Source organism: Pseudomonas fluorescens (assembly GCF_902498065.1).
GTDB lineage: Bacteria > Pseudomonadota > Gammaproteobacteria > Pseudomonadales > Pseudomonadaceae > Aquipseudomonas > Aquipseudomonas fluorescens_BJ.
Window position 1 is genome coordinate 85,710 of the sequence record NZ_CABVIR010000003.1, and the last position, 12,364, is coordinate 98,073.

At 58.6% G+C, this 12,364-nt stretch carries 13 protein-coding genes; 8 read left to right on the forward strand and 5 right to left on the reverse strand.

Translation table 11 applies throughout. From position 1 onward, the window contains the following. Window positions 1-167 precede the first annotated feature (167 nt). Window positions 168-1,079 (forward strand): LysR substrate-binding domain-containing protein, encoded by a 912-nt coding sequence (locus F8N43_RS13105; protein ID WP_150653893.1) that lies wholly within the window; start codon window positions 168-170, stop codon window positions 1,077-1,079. Between the two features lie 56 nt (window positions 1,080-1,135). Here F8N43_RS13105 and F8N43_RS29720 read toward each other — a convergent pair whose 3' ends face one another. The 3 genes from F8N43_RS29720 to F8N43_RS13120 are packed head-to-tail and all read right to left on the reverse strand — an operon-like array spanning window position 1,136 to window position 2,461. Then, the gene (locus F8N43_RS29720) at window positions 1,136-1,324 is read right to left on the reverse strand and encodes a hypothetical protein (protein ID WP_150653894.1); all 189 of its coding nucleotides are present in this window, start codon (window positions 1,322-1,324) and stop codon (window positions 1,136-1,138) included. Then, on the reverse strand, window positions 1,278-1,730 hold the full coding sequence (locus F8N43_RS13115; RefSeq protein WP_150653895.1) for a hypothetical protein: 453 nt from the start codon (window positions 1,728-1,730) through the stop codon (window positions 1,278-1,280). The genes F8N43_RS29720 and F8N43_RS13115 overlap by 47 nt, the downstream gene beginning before the upstream one ends. Before the next feature lie 56 nt (window positions 1,731-1,786). After that, window positions 1,787-2,461 (reverse strand): hypothetical protein, encoded by a 675-nt coding sequence (locus tag F8N43_RS13120; RefSeq protein WP_150638215.1) that lies wholly within the window; start codon window positions 2,459-2,461, stop codon window positions 1,787-1,789. Window positions 2,462-2,912: 451 nt separating this feature from the next. Between F8N43_RS13120 and purE the strand changes: the two genes are divergently transcribed. From purE to F8N43_RS13140, 4 genes are all read left to right on the forward strand, one after another. Next, window positions 2,913-3,404, forward strand: a complete 492-nt coding sequence (purE, locus tag F8N43_RS13125) for a 5-(carboxyamino)imidazole ribonucleotide mutase (protein WP_150634558.1) — start codon at window positions 2,913-2,915, stop codon at window positions 3,402-3,404. An 11-nt stretch (window positions 3,405-3,415) separates the two neighbouring features. Continuing rightward, window positions 3,416-4,498 (forward strand): 5-(carboxyamino)imidazole ribonucleotide synthase, encoded by a 1,083-nt coding sequence (locus F8N43_RS13130; protein ID WP_150653896.1) that lies wholly within the window; start codon window positions 3,416-3,418, stop codon window positions 4,496-4,498. A 109-nt stretch (window positions 4,499-4,607) separates the two neighbouring features. Then, window positions 4,608-4,853: a GlsB/YeaQ/YmgE family stress response membrane protein gene (locus tag F8N43_RS13135; protein WP_150634560.1), complete on the forward strand. Its 246-nt coding sequence runs from the start codon at window positions 4,608-4,610 to the stop codon at window positions 4,851-4,853. 88 nt (window positions 4,854-4,941) lie between these two features. Next, window positions 4,942-5,478 carry a DUF3299 domain-containing protein gene (locus tag F8N43_RS13140; RefSeq protein ID WP_150638242.1) on the forward strand — a complete coding sequence of 179 codons (537 nt, stop codon included), beginning with the start codon at window positions 4,942-4,944 and terminating at the stop codon, window positions 5,476-5,478. A 125-nt stretch (window positions 5,479-5,603) separates the two neighbouring features. On the opposite strand, the gene F8N43_RS13145 is transcribed toward F8N43_RS13140, so the two are convergent. Together F8N43_RS13145 and F8N43_RS13150 are read right to left on the reverse strand one after the other, a co-directional pair. Continuing rightward, window positions 5,604-6,503 (reverse strand): D-hexose-6-phosphate mutarotase, encoded by a 900-nt coding sequence (locus F8N43_RS13145; protein WP_150653897.1) that lies wholly within the window; start codon window positions 6,501-6,503, stop codon window positions 5,604-5,606. Between the two features lie 57 nt (window positions 6,504-6,560). After that, window positions 6,561-6,965: an acyl-CoA thioesterase gene (locus tag F8N43_RS13150; protein ID WP_007896491.1), complete on the reverse strand. Its 405-nt coding sequence runs from the start codon at window positions 6,963-6,965 to the stop codon at window positions 6,561-6,563. A gap of 363 nt (window positions 6,966-7,328) precedes the next feature. On the opposite strand from F8N43_RS13150, the gene F8N43_RS13155 reads away from it, so the two are divergent. The 3 genes from F8N43_RS13155 to F8N43_RS13165 all read left to right on the forward strand — a co-directional run bounded on the left by F8N43_RS13155 (window position 7,329) and on the right by F8N43_RS13165 (window position 12,362). Further along, window positions 7,329-8,627, forward strand: coding sequence for an MFS transporter (locus tag F8N43_RS13155; RefSeq protein ID WP_150634562.1), 1,299 nt, complete (start codon window positions 7,329-7,331; stop codon window positions 8,625-8,627). A 234-nt stretch (window positions 8,628-8,861) separates the two neighbouring features. Further along, window positions 8,862-9,863: a phosphate ABC transporter substrate-binding protein PstS family protein gene (locus tag F8N43_RS13160; protein ID WP_150634563.1), complete on the forward strand. Its 1,002-nt coding sequence runs from the start codon at window positions 8,862-8,864 to the stop codon at window positions 9,861-9,863. Between the two features lie 465 nt (window positions 9,864-10,328). Next, window positions 10,329-12,362: an ABC transporter permease subunit gene (locus F8N43_RS13165; protein ID WP_191630137.1), complete on the forward strand. Its 2,034-nt coding sequence runs from the start codon at window positions 10,329-10,331 to the stop codon at window positions 12,360-12,362. Window positions 12,363-12,364 lie beyond the last annotated feature (2 nt).

Here is a 12,364-nt window from a genome sequence, read left to right on the forward strand (position 1 = left end):
TCGATATGGACCCGGTCTGTGCCGGAACACTGCAAATGCTAGGCTTGTAGAGAATTTTCGGCCAATGCTGTTAAACACTGGCCTATGCACATTCGGCATAATGCCCATGTGACGCCGTGTGTGCGGCGAGCGTGTGACCTAATTTGGTGCGTGTCCGGGAGGACGTGATGAATCTGGAAAGTAAATGGCTTGAGGACTTCAGTGCCTTGGCCGCCACCCGCAGCTTCTCCCAGGCTGCCGAACGCCGCTTCGTGACTCAGCCGGCGTTCAGCCGACGGATCCGCAGCCTTGAAGCCGCGCTGGGGCTGCAACTGGTCAATCGTTCACGCACGCCAATCGAGCTGACGGCGGCGGGGCAGTTGTTTCTGGTGACTGCGCGGACCGTGGTCGAACAGCTCGGCGAAGTGCTGCGCCACCTTCATCACCTGGAAGGCGGGCAAGGCGAAGTGATGCAAGTCGCGGCGGCTCACTCCTTGGCATTGGGTTTCTTCCCGCGCTGGATCGCGCAATTGCGCAATGAAGGGCTGAACATCGCCACGCGGTTGGTGGCGACCAACGTCGGCGACGCCGTGCATGCCCTGCGCGAAGGCGGGTGCGACCTGATGCTGGCGTTCTACGACCCGGACGCCGCGATGCAGATGGACCCGGAGATTTTCCCGTCCCTGCACTTGGGCCACACCGAAATGCTCCCGGTTTGCGCGGCGGACGCTGACGGCAAGCCACTGTTCGACCTGGAAGGCGACGCCAGTGTGCCGCTGCTGGCCTACAGCGCCGGAGCGTTTCTCGGGCGCTCGGTGAATATGCTGTTGCGCCAGCGGGCGCTGCGCTTCACCACCATTTACGAAACGGCCATGGCCGACAGCCTGAAAAGCATGGCGCTGGAAGGCCTGGGCATCGCCTGGGTGCCGCAACTGAGCGTGCGCGCCGAACTGGCGCGCGGTGAACTGGTGATTTGCGGCGGCCCGCAATGGCATGTGCCGCTGGAGATTCGTCTGTATCGCTGTGCGCTGGTGCGCAAGGCCAACGTGCGATTGTTGTGGCGCAAGCTGGAAGGCGGTGCGGCCAGCCCCGCTTCCTGAGTCGGGTGCAAGCCCATGCAAATGGCGTGCACCCGATGGTCAGACTCAGCGGCGTTTCAGTCGAATTGATTGAGGTAGTGACGAATATTCTCTCGGTTCCTGTCGCTGAAACGGTAGGCATTGCCACGAAAAGTCGTCGCCCAGTCCGCTTTCGTGATCGTGTCGTGCCACCAGCCGTCGTAGATCACGTCCGCATCGTCATGGGTGGCACCGAACATGTGGCCCACCTCGTGCGCGGGTGCCATGTAGTAGAAAATCGATGCGATTCCACTCTGACCCTTTTCGATCGCAGCGCCGGCAACGCTGCTGTTGATCGGGTGGCGGGTTAACAAAGAGGAATTTGTTCAGGTCCGGATCGTAAGGACGGGTCTCCTCTACCTTTGAAGTTAACGCTTTAACCATTGCTTTCCAGCCCTGACCTGAATCGTAGACGCTTTCATTTTTGTAGTGGTATTGGGTCATTCCCGGGGAGGTGGATTTAGAGTTGAAGATGATTGTGACGTCACGACCGGATATATATTCGAGCTCGGTTTTCAGCCAGGCGAAATGGTCGTCGTAAAGTTTGCCTTCATCATACCCATCCAGGTCGTCGTGGATATAGACCATTAAAAGGACAGGGTTTTTGGCTTGATTTGTTTTATTGTTCTTCACGCTGCTTTCCATTTTGTTATTTTTTGTTGGGTTGAGAGGGGGTGGCTGTAGTAATTTCAATACAAGCTGTCGACATAAGCCTTGATACGTTTTTCGTTTGCTTGACTAAACACATAGCAATTAGAGCGAAGCAGGAACGATTCCGGAAACACAAAGGTTTCACACCACCACCCTTTAAAAAGAATTTCACTGTCCTCATGGCGTGCATTAAAGGTATGTCCAAGTTCATGCCCAATTGCCTGCCCTTGCTCGAACGAGGCAATTGCAGTGTGTCCGGGTTGAGTCGCGAGCCCACCCATGCCGCCCATTAGCGGACTGCCATTGATGTAATCGTTGGTGATCAAGAGAATCCTGTCATTGCGCGAAGACAAAAATTCATTATTGTCATGTCGTTCTTTTTTATATTCCCAGGCGAGATTTTTCCATTGTTCAAACATTTTTTGATGGTCGTCTGATTTATAGTTGAAGTTGGTATAGGGCGGCCGGTTTCGATCAAAGACCACAGAGATATTCCGGCCGGTGATGCGCTTGAACTCCGTGACAAAAGGGCGAATGCGATCAGCGTAGGATGAACTTCGTTTCGACTCGGGAAGATCGTCATGAAAGAGGACGAAAATCCGTATCGGATTCAAAGGGTCGTCTTTGAGTGTGTTGTCACTTAGCGCGTGGGCACTGATATTGATACTCAAGATGGCGACAAGTATTAGTAGTGCTTTCAATAGTGTGTGCATGGTTAAGGCTCATGAAAAAATCGCTCTCGGTGATTGAAGTGAGGGCGTTAAAAGTGGTTGTTGATTAACTAGGAGGCACGTTGATTTGGTGCCGCTTGAGATATAGCACGAGTTTTCTCGGGATCTACACTTGTAGATATCCCTTATTTATTACTTGTTGTTTGAGCGTGATAAATGGCACTTCTTGTGGGCGTTTTTCATTGACTCGGTTATTGCCTTGAAGGGCCGTGGCGGGCACTGTGCGCTCTTGACCTTCAGGTCAATAAAACCGGCACTTTGTGCCGTATGACAGATGGTCGTTTCGGGGGCTGTTTATCCGCTTCATTGAGGTATACTGCGCGGCCTTCGGCCGGTTCGTCCGGCCATTTTTCGTACAATCAAGCCACGCATTTTTGCGTGGCTTGTTGTTTTTTGACGCGCCTGCGGGCGCCCAGAGAGAAGAGGCACGACGATGAGTGCACTGGTTGGCGTGATCATGGGCTCCAAGTCCGATTGGTCCACCCTTAGCCACACCGCCGATATGCTGGAAAAGCTCGGCATCCCTTACGAGGTGAAAGTGGTCTCTGCCCACCGCACCCCGGACCTGCTGTTCCAGTACGCCGAAGAGGCTGAGGCGCGTGGCATCGAGGTGATCATCGCCGGTGCCGGTGGCGCGGCCCATTTGCCAGGCATGTGTGCGGCCAAGACCCACCTGCCGGTGCTGGGCGTGCCGGTGCAGTCGTCGATGCTTTCGGGCGTCGACTCGCTGCTGTCTATTGTGCAGATGCCGGCAGGCATTCCGGTCGCCACCCTGGCCATCGGCAAAGCCGGCGCGATCAACGCCGCTCTGCTGTCGGCGAGCATCCTCGGCGCCAAGCACCCGCAGTTCCACGAAGTGCTGAAGACTTTCCGTGCTGAGCAGACAGACAGCGTCCTGGAAAATCCAGACCCACGCATCGCCTGAGGTTGTTGACGATGAAGATCGGTGTAATCGGTGGCGGCCAGTTGGGTCGCATGTTGGCGCTGGCGGGTACTCCGCTGGGCATGAACTTCGCTTTCCTGGACCCCGCGCCGGATGCTTGCGCAGCCGCGTTGGGCGAACACCTGCGGGCCGATTACGGCGATCAGGATCACCTGCGTCAGCTGGCCGAAGAAGTCGATCTGGTGACGTTCGAGTTCGAAAGCGTCCCGGCCGAAACCGTGGCATTCCTGTCGCAGTTCGTCCCGGTCTACCCGAGCGCCGAAGCCCTGCGCATCGCCCGCGATCGCTGGTTCGAGAAGAGCATGTTCAAGGACCTGGGGATTCCCACCCCGGCGTTCGCCGACATCCAGTCGCAAGCCGATCTGGAGGCCGCCGTGGCCTCCATCGGTCTGCCAGCCGTATTGAAAACCCGCACCCTGGGTTACGACGGCAAGGGCCAGAAAGTCCTGCGCACCGCTGAAGACGTGGTCGGCACCTTCGCTGAACTGGGCAGCGTTGCCTGCCTGCTGGAAGGCTTCGTGCCGTTCACCGGCGAAGTGTCGCTGATCGCCGTGCGTGCTCGCGATGGCGAAACCAAGTTCTACCCGCTGGTTCACAACACCCACGACAGCGGCATCCTCAAGCTGTCCGTGGCCAGCACCGACCACCCGTTGCAAGCCTTGGCCGAAGACTACTCCAGCCGAGTGCTCAAGCATTTGAGCTACGTTGGCGTGATGGCGTTCGAGTTCTTTGAAGTCGACGGTGGCCTCAAGGCTAACGAGATTGCCCCGCGTGTGCACAACTCCGGGCACTGGACTACCGAAGGCGCCGAATGCAGCCAGTTCGAAAACCACCTGCGGGCCGTTGCCGGTCTGCCGCTGGGGTCGACGGCCAAGGTGGGGGAGAGCGCCATGCTCAACTTCATCGGTAAAGTGCCGGAGACCGAAAAAGTCCTGGCCATCGCCGATTGCCATCTGCATCACTATGGCAAGGCCTTCAAGGTCGGGCGCAAGGTCGGTCATGCCAACCTGCGTTGTGCAGACCGCGAGACGCTGGCCGCACAGATCCTCAAGGTCGAAGCGCTGATCACCGAATAAACGGTTTCATGTGGCCGCGGCGGAACCATTCAGGGCCGCCGTTCTCTCATGGCAGGATGCAAAAGTCTGTCTAGGCTTTGGCATGTCCAACCAATCAGAGGGAAATGCCATGGGAATTATCGGAACCATCTTTATCGGCTTGATTGTCGGCCTGCTGGCCCGGTTCCTGAAACCGGGTGACGACAGCATGGGCTGGATCATGACCATCCTGCTCGGTATCGGCGGTTCACTGGCGGCCACTTACGGCGGTCAGGCCCTGGGCTTCTATCAGGCAGGACAAGGCGCAGGCTTCCTGGGTGCGCTGGTTGGCGCCGTGATATTGCTGGTGGTCTACGGCTTGATCAAAAAGAACTGATCCAGGCGACAAAGCCCTCTCTGCGCCGCACGCGGGGAGGGCTAGAATGCTCGGCGCCATACCGTCCTTTCTCTTGCCGAGCACCTTCATGCGCCGTCTTCTATTGACTGTCCTTTTACTGGGTTCGGGCCTTGCCCATGCCGGCGAACTGCCGGAAACCGACTGGCTCGAACTGATGCCGAAGTCGGACCAGAAAGCCCTTGAGGCCATGCCCGAAATCGATCACAACTCCCCCGAAGCCAATGGCACCTTTACCGAAAAGGGTGGCATGAAGCAGAGCAAGGGCTTGCCGGCGGTGATGTACTCGACCAAAACCGTGCCGTCGATGAACGACAAGAACATCCGCATCGGTGGTTATCCGGTGCCGCTGGAATCCGACGCCAAGGGCCGCAGCACGCTGTTCTTCCTCGTGCCGTATCCGGGCGCCTGCATCCACGTGCCGCCACCGCCGCCTAACCAGTTGGTGCTGGTGCGCTATCCGAAAGGGTTGAAGCTGGATGATATCTACACGCCGCTGTGGGTGACCGGCACGCTGAAGATCGAGAAGGTCAACAACGACCTGGCTGACGCGGCGTATGCGCTGGATGCGGCGAAAGTGCGGGTGGTGCAGGAATCAGATCTCTAGCAGCCAACCAAAATAACTGTGGGAGCCAGCCTGCTGGCGATAGCGGTCCGTCAGGCACTTTCAAGTTGACTGACATGACACCATCGCCAGCAGGCTGGCTCCCACAGTTCGTATTGCGGTGTTGATTAGAGAAGTGTGCTGGCGATGTTCACACCGAGGGTGTGGGTGGCACCCGGTTTCAGCGTGATCACATCATCCATCACATTCGCCGTCTCGATGCACAGCATGCGCTGCCAGCCATCGTCTGCCATATCACTGAACGCCGCCGCGCGATCGATCCACGGGTTCCAGATCACAGCCGAACGCGAACCGCTGCTGGTCAGCTCGATGCGCCGTTCCCACGCCGGATCGACAATGCTCAGCTTCGCCGGGGTGTTCAGGTAGATGCGATCGGTCTCGCCGTTAAAACGCAGGTCACCGGCCTGGGGCACAGTTTTCCAGTCATCCAGCGTCTCGATGTAATTCAAGCCATCCAGCCCTTCAACGTGCACATTGCGCACATCGCTGACCGCGAAATAGCTGTGCAGCGCCTGGCTGATGGTGACGGTATCGGTGCCCTGGTTGTGGCTGGTCAGGCTGATGTGCAGTTGCTCATCCAGACGAATGCTCAACTTCAAATCCACCTGATGCGGCCAGCCGGGGAAGCCGCCTTCGGGGTAGGGCAGGACGAATTCCACCTTCAGGCTTTCACCTTCGGTTTCGATGCCGCCCAGTTCCCAGTCCATTGCCCGCACAAAACCGTGAGCGGTCGGCGGTTCGTTGCTGACGCGCATCGCCTGAACGCTCGGCGGGTTGCGCGAAAGGTTGCCGAACCACGGCCAGCACACCGGCACGCCGGCGCGGATGCTCTTGCCGGTCTTGAACACGGCCTCGTCGTTGAGCCAGATCAGCGGCGGTTGGCCGGCCAATTGATAACTGAGGATGTGCGCACCTTGCTGGGCAACCAGCAATTCGGCCTGACCGTGGCGGATGCGCCAGCAGTTCAGTTCATCCAGCTTCACGGCTTCAACGTTGGGCGTGTTCATGGGGCAACTCTCGGTCAGGAACAATGACTGCAATGGACCGCAGAACGGTCGCCGCGTTTAACGCGCGCGTGGCGGAACCGAGCGGGTGCGACCGCTGCCGTCGATGGCCACGAACACAAACACGGCTTCAGTCACTTTACGCCACTCACTGGACAGCGGATCGTCGCTCCAGACCTCGACCATCATCTGGATCGAGCTGCGGCCGATTTCCAGCGCCTGGGTATAGAAGGAGAGCTGAGCGCCCACCGCCACCGGAACCAGGAATGCCATGCGATCAATCGCCACGGTAGCCACCCGGCCGCCAGCGACTTTGCTGGCCATTGCGGTGCCGGCCAAATCCATCTGCGCCACCAGCCAGCCGCCGAAAATATCGCCGAAACCGTTGGTTTCACGCGGAAGCGCGGTGATTTGCAGGGCCAGGTCGCCTTGCGGGATTGGATCTTCTTGTTCGAGCTCTATCATGCCGGGGGTGCCTCTGACCCGTGACTCTTCATTGGTACTTCAAGGTGAATAGCCGTCTCAAGGAAAAACGATTCAGCCCCGAACATACTACGTTCGTCACGTTTTTCGTAAGGCGCCTAAAGGGGAACTCTGCGAAATCGACTGGCCGCGCCAGCAGCGTCTTCGCACAGCAACCCTTTCAAACTGCTGCAGATCGCGAGTATATCGGTCGGTAGACTCCGAGACGACCGTCCGGTTCTCATTTTGACCGTCAAATACGCACCTCTATGTGCTTTTTCGAACAATTTGCTATCGTGCCGGACCTGCCCAAGCCTCCGCCAGCGTTGTTGGGGTTGCAGATCCGACTATAAGAGAAGCCTTGCCATGACCACAGCGCCCTCGAGCATTGCGCAGCCAACGCAATCCGCACGTCCGTTGACCCGCAATGACTACAAGACTTTATCGCTGTCCGCCCTTGGCGGCGCGCTGGAGTTCTACGACTTCATCATTTTCGTGTTCTTCGCCACGGTGGTCGGCAAGCTGTTCTTCCCGGCCGACATGCCCGAGTGGCTGCGCCTGATGCAGACCTTCGGCATCTTTGCCGCCGGCTATCTGGCGCGACCGCTGGGCGGCATTGTAATGGCGCACTTCGGTGACCTGCTGGGTCGCAAGAAGATGTTCACCCTGAGTATTTTCATGATGGCGGTTCCGACCCTGATCATGGGTCTGCTGCCGACGTACGCGCAGATCGGCATGTGGGCACCCATCCTGTTGCTGCTGATGCGGGTGATCCAGGGCGCGGCGATTGGCGGTGAAGTGCCGGGCGCATGGGTCTTCGTTTCCGAACACGTGCCGCAGCGGCACATCGGCTACGCCTGCGGCACGCTGACCAGCGGTCTGACGGCCGGCATCCTCCTGGGGTCGCTGGTTGCCACGGCGATCAACAGCATTTACACCCCGGTGGAAGTGGCGGATTACGCCTGGCGGATCCCGTTCCTGCTCGGTGGTGTATTTGGCCTGTTCTCGGTTTACCTGCGCCGCTGGTTGCACGAGACGCCGGTGTTCGCCGAGCTGCAACTGCGCAAGGCGCTGGCCGAAGAAGTGCCGCTGCGTGCCGTACTGCGCGACCATCGCGGGGCGATCCTGATTTCCATGCTGCTGACCTGGTTGCTGTCCGCCGGCATCATCGTGGTCATCCTGATGACCCCGACCGTGCTGCAGACGGTCTACCACTTCACTCCCACTACCGCGTTGCAGGCCAATAGCCTGGCGATCGTATTCCTGAGTCTGGGCTGCGTTGCTTCCGGTGCGTTGGCTGACCGCTTTGGCGCGGGCCGGGTGTTTGTGTTCGGCAGTGCGGCGTTGCTGCTCAGCTCGTGGACCTTCTATCACAGCCTGTTCAACCACCCGGACTGGCTGTTCCCGATGTACGCCCTGACCGGTCTGCTGGTCGGCACTATTGGTGCGGTGCCCTACGTGATGGTCAAGGCCTTCCCGGCGGTGGTGCGCTTTAGCGGGCTGTCGTTCTCCTACAACCTGGCCTATGCGATTTTTGGTGGCCTGACGCCGATGGTGGTGACGCTGCTGCTCAAAGAAAGCCCAATGGGGCCGGCGTATTACGTGGCGATCATCTGTGGTGTCGGGATTCTGGTGGGTGCGTACCTTTGGAAGAAGGGGCGCTGATCCCCGAGACTCTCTGTAGCTGTACCGGCCCCAATCGCCAGCAGGCTGGCTCCCACATTGAAATGCATTCCAATGTGGGAGCCAGCCTGCTGGCGATTTGGGGTACATGAATTATCCGGTAAAAACTCGAATACTGGCCTTTCATCCAATTGTCATATTTCAGCCATAGAGTGTTCACACGGCCTGCTGATACTTGGCCCCGACTTAACACACCCTATCTGCTAGGAGTAAGGCATGAAACTGAAGCGTTTGATGGCGGCAATGACTTTTGTCGCTGCTGGCGTTGCGACTGCCAACGCGGTTGCCGCTGTTGACCCTGCTATCCCGAGCTACACCAAGACCACTGGTGTGTCGGGCAACCTGTCCAGCGTCGGCTCCGATACCCTGGCCAACCTCATGACCCTGTGGGCTGAGAACTACAAAAAAGAATACCCGAACGTAAACATCCAGATTCAGGCTGCCGGTTCTTCTACCGCGCCACCTGCGCTGACTGAAGGCACCGCTAACCTGGGCCCGATGAGCCGCAAGATGAAGGACAACGAGCTGCAAGCCTTCGAAACCAAATACGGCTACAAGCCAACGGCTATCCCGGTTGCCGTGGATGCCCTGGCTGTGTTCGTACACAAGGACAACCCGATCCAGCACATGACCATGGAGCAAGTCGACGCGATTTTCTCCTCGACTCGTCTGTGCGGCGCTAAAACCGACGTGAAAACCTGGGGTGACCTGGGTGTGACCGGCGATCTGGCCAACAAGCCGGTTCAGCTGTTCGGTCGTAACTCGGTATCCGGCACCTACGGCTACTTCAAAGAAGAAGCCCTGTGCAAAGGTGACTACAAGCCAAACGTCAACGAACAACCAGGTTCGGCTTCGGTCGTGCAGTCGATCAGCTCCTCGCTGAACGGCGTAGGTTACTCGGGCATCGGCTACAAGACCGCTAGCGTGAAAACGGTGGCTCTGGCCAAGAAAGGCAGCACTGAATTCATCGAAGACACCGAAGAAAACGCCCTGAACGGCAAGTATCCGCTGTCGCGTTTCCTCTACGTTTACGTCAACAAAGCCCCGAACAAGCCTCTGGCCCCGCTGGAAGCCGAGTTCGTGAAGCTGATTCTGTCCAAACAGGGTCAGGAAGTTGTAGTGAAAGACGGCTACATCCCGTTGCCAGCCAAGGTTGCTGCCAAAGCACTGGCTGACCTGGGTCTGCAAGAAGGCGGCGCTGAAGTCGCAAAAAAGTAAAACCCTGATCCGGGGCTAGCCCCGGATCAGTAGGAGCCGACTTACTGGCGATCCTGTCGACTCGGTCTGACAGGTTCACTGCGGTGAAGCCATCGCCAGCAAGCCGGCTCCTACACCCCCCAAATTTTTGATCCACTGCCAGTTCCCGCTGGCGGCGGATTTGCTGCGTCACTGCATTGTCATCTTTCTGTCATACAGGATCGCTAGGGTGAGCGCATGAATGATCTGGCCAATTCCACCATGACTACAAATCCCCCCAAGCGAATTGATTTCAATACGCCTGAGCTGCAACGCAAGCGCCGCATCCGCGCGCTCAAAGACCGCCTGACCCGCTGGTACGTCCTCGTTGGCGGCCTCGCCGTTCTCGGCGCGATCACGCTGATCTTCTTCTTCCTCGCCTACGTCGTCTTCCCCCTGTTCCAGGGTGCGAACCTGACGGCCAAGGACGCCATCACGCCCGCCTGGATGCAGGACGCCGGCAAGCCGTTGATGATCTCCCTGGAAGAGCAGAACCAGGTCGCCATGCGGGTTTCCGACAAAGGGCAGGCGCTGTTCTTCGACATCGACAGTGGCGCCGAACTCAAGCGCGTCGATCTGCCGATCCCGGCCGGCACTACCGTGACGTCCATCGGCGAAGACCAACCGGGCCATCCATTGGTGGCGGTGGGCCTGTCCAACGGCCAGGCTTTGGTATTCCGTCACACCTATAAAGTCAGCTACCCGGACGGCAAGAAAACCATCTCGCCAGCCGTCGAATACCCGTACGGCGAAACCCCGATCGCGCTGAACGAGGCGGGCGGTGCGCTGGAGCATGTCAGCCTCAACGCCACTGATTCGACCCTGATGCTGGTCGGTTCCACCGGTTCGCAACTCAATGTGCTGTCGCTCACCAGCGAAGAGAACATGATGACCGGCGAAATCACCAACGAGCAGAAGCGCATCGATCTGCCGCAGATGACCGAGCCGGTGAAGAACATCTTCGTCGACCCGCGTCAGCAATGGCTGTACGTGATCAATGGTCGTGCGCAAGCTGACGTGTTCAGCCTGCGCGACAAGAGCTTGAACGGTCGCTACAAACTGCTCGAAAACGGCGATGCCGAGATTACTGCCAGTACCCAGCTGGTGGGCGGTATCTCGCTGATTCTTGGCGACTCCAAGGGTGGCTTGGCCCAATGGTTCATGGCCCGCGACCCGGATGGTGAGCAGCGCCTGAAGCAGATCCGCACCTTCCAGATGGGCACCACGCCGATCGTTGAAATCACTGCCGAAGAACGTCGCAAAGGCTTCATCGCCCTAGATGCCTCCGGCAAGCTCGGCGTGTTCCACAGCACCGCGCACCGCACCTTGCTGGTGGATCAGGTCGTAGAAGGCCAGGGCATCTTCGGTCTCTCGCCACGGGCCAACCGCATCATCGTGGAGCAAGGCGGCAAGATTCAACCGCTGCTGCTCGACAACCCGCACCCGGAAGTGTCCTGGAGCGCGCTGTGGAGCAAGGTCTGGTACGAGAACTACGACGAGCCTAAATACGTCTGGCAATCGACCGCCGCCAACACCGATTTCGAACCGAAGCTGAGCTTGTCTCCGCTGACCTTCGGCACCCTGAAAGCCGCGTTCTACGCCATGCTGCTGGCCGCTCCACTGGCCGTTGCTGCAGCGATCTACACCGCGTACTTCATGGCCCCGGGCATGCGCCGCAAGGTCAAGCCGGTGATCGAGCTGATGGAAGCGATGCCGACGGTGATCCTCGGTTTCTTCGCCGGTCTGTTCCTCGCTCCGTATGTAGAAGGGCATTTGCCGGGCATTTTCAGCCTGCTGATGCTGCTGCCGATTGGCATCCTGGTGGCCGGTTTCGTCTTCAGTCGCCTGCCTGAATCTATCCGCCTGAGAGTACCGGATGGCTGGGAAAGCGCGATTCTGATTCCGGTGATCCTGTTCGTGGGCTGGCTCTCGCTGTACATGAGCCCGTACATGGAAACCTGGTTCTTCGGCGGCGACATGCGCATGTGGATCTCCCACGACCTGGGCATCACTTACGACCAGCGCAACGCACTGGTGGTCGGTCTGGCCATGGGCTTCGCAGTTATCCCGAACATCTACTCCATCGCCGAAGACGCCGTGTTCAGTGTGCCTCGCGGTCTGACCCTCGGTTCCCTGGCACTCGGTGCCACGCCGTGGCAGACCATGACTCGCGTGGTGATCCTCACCGCCAGCCCGGGCATCTTCTCGGCGTTGATGATCGGCATGGGCCGCGCGGTCGGTGAAACCATGATCGTGCTGATGGCCACCGGCAACACCCCGGTCATGGAAATGAACCTGTTCGAAGGTCTGCGAACGCTGGCCGCCAACGTCGCGGTGGAAATGCCCGAATCGGAAGTCGGCGGCAGCCACTACCGCGTGCTGTTCCTCTCGGCGCTGGTGTTGCTGTTGTTCACCTTCGTCATGAACACCCTCGCAGAACTGATTCGTCAGCGTCTGCGCAAGAAATACTCGTCGCTTTAAGA

Coding starts and splice junctions, on each gene's coding strand:
- F8N43_RS13105 (WP_150653893.1), top strand. CDS start 168: ATGAATCTGGAAAGTAAATGGCTTGAGGACTTCAGTGCCTTGGCCGCC.
- F8N43_RS29720 (WP_150653894.1), bottom strand. CDS start 1,324: ATGGCACCCGCGCACGAGGTGGGCCACATGTTCGGTGCCACCCATGAC.
- F8N43_RS13120 (WP_150638215.1), bottom strand. CDS start 2,461: ATGCACACACTATTGAAAGCACTACTAATACTTGTCGCCATCTTGAGT.
- purE (WP_150634558.1), top strand. CDS start 2,913: ATGAGTGCACTGGTTGGCGTGATCATGGGCTCCAAGTCCGATTGGTCC.
- F8N43_RS13130 (WP_150653896.1), top strand. CDS start 3,416: ATGAAGATCGGTGTAATCGGTGGCGGCCAGTTGGGTCGCATGTTGGCG.
- F8N43_RS13135 (WP_150634560.1), top strand. CDS start 4,608: ATGGGAATTATCGGAACCATCTTTATCGGCTTGATTGTCGGCCTGCTG.
- F8N43_RS13140 (WP_150638242.1), top strand. CDS start 4,942: ATGCGCCGTCTTCTATTGACTGTCCTTTTACTGGGTTCGGGCCTTGCC.
- F8N43_RS13145 (WP_150653897.1), bottom strand. CDS start 6,503: ATGAACACGCCCAACGTTGAAGCCGTGAAGCTGGATGAACTGAACTGC.
- F8N43_RS13150 (WP_007896491.1), bottom strand. CDS start 6,965: ATGATAGAGCTCGAACAAGAAGATCCAATCCCGCAAGGCGACCTGGCC.
- F8N43_RS13155 (WP_150634562.1), top strand. CDS start 7,329: ATGACCACAGCGCCCTCGAGCATTGCGCAGCCAACGCAATCCGCACGT.
- F8N43_RS13160 (WP_150634563.1), top strand. CDS start 8,862: ATGAAACTGAAGCGTTTGATGGCGGCAATGACTTTTGTCGCTGCTGGC.
- F8N43_RS13165 (WP_191630137.1), top strand. CDS start 10,329: ATGCAGGACGCCGGCAAGCCGTTGATGATCTCCCTGGAAGAGCAGAAC.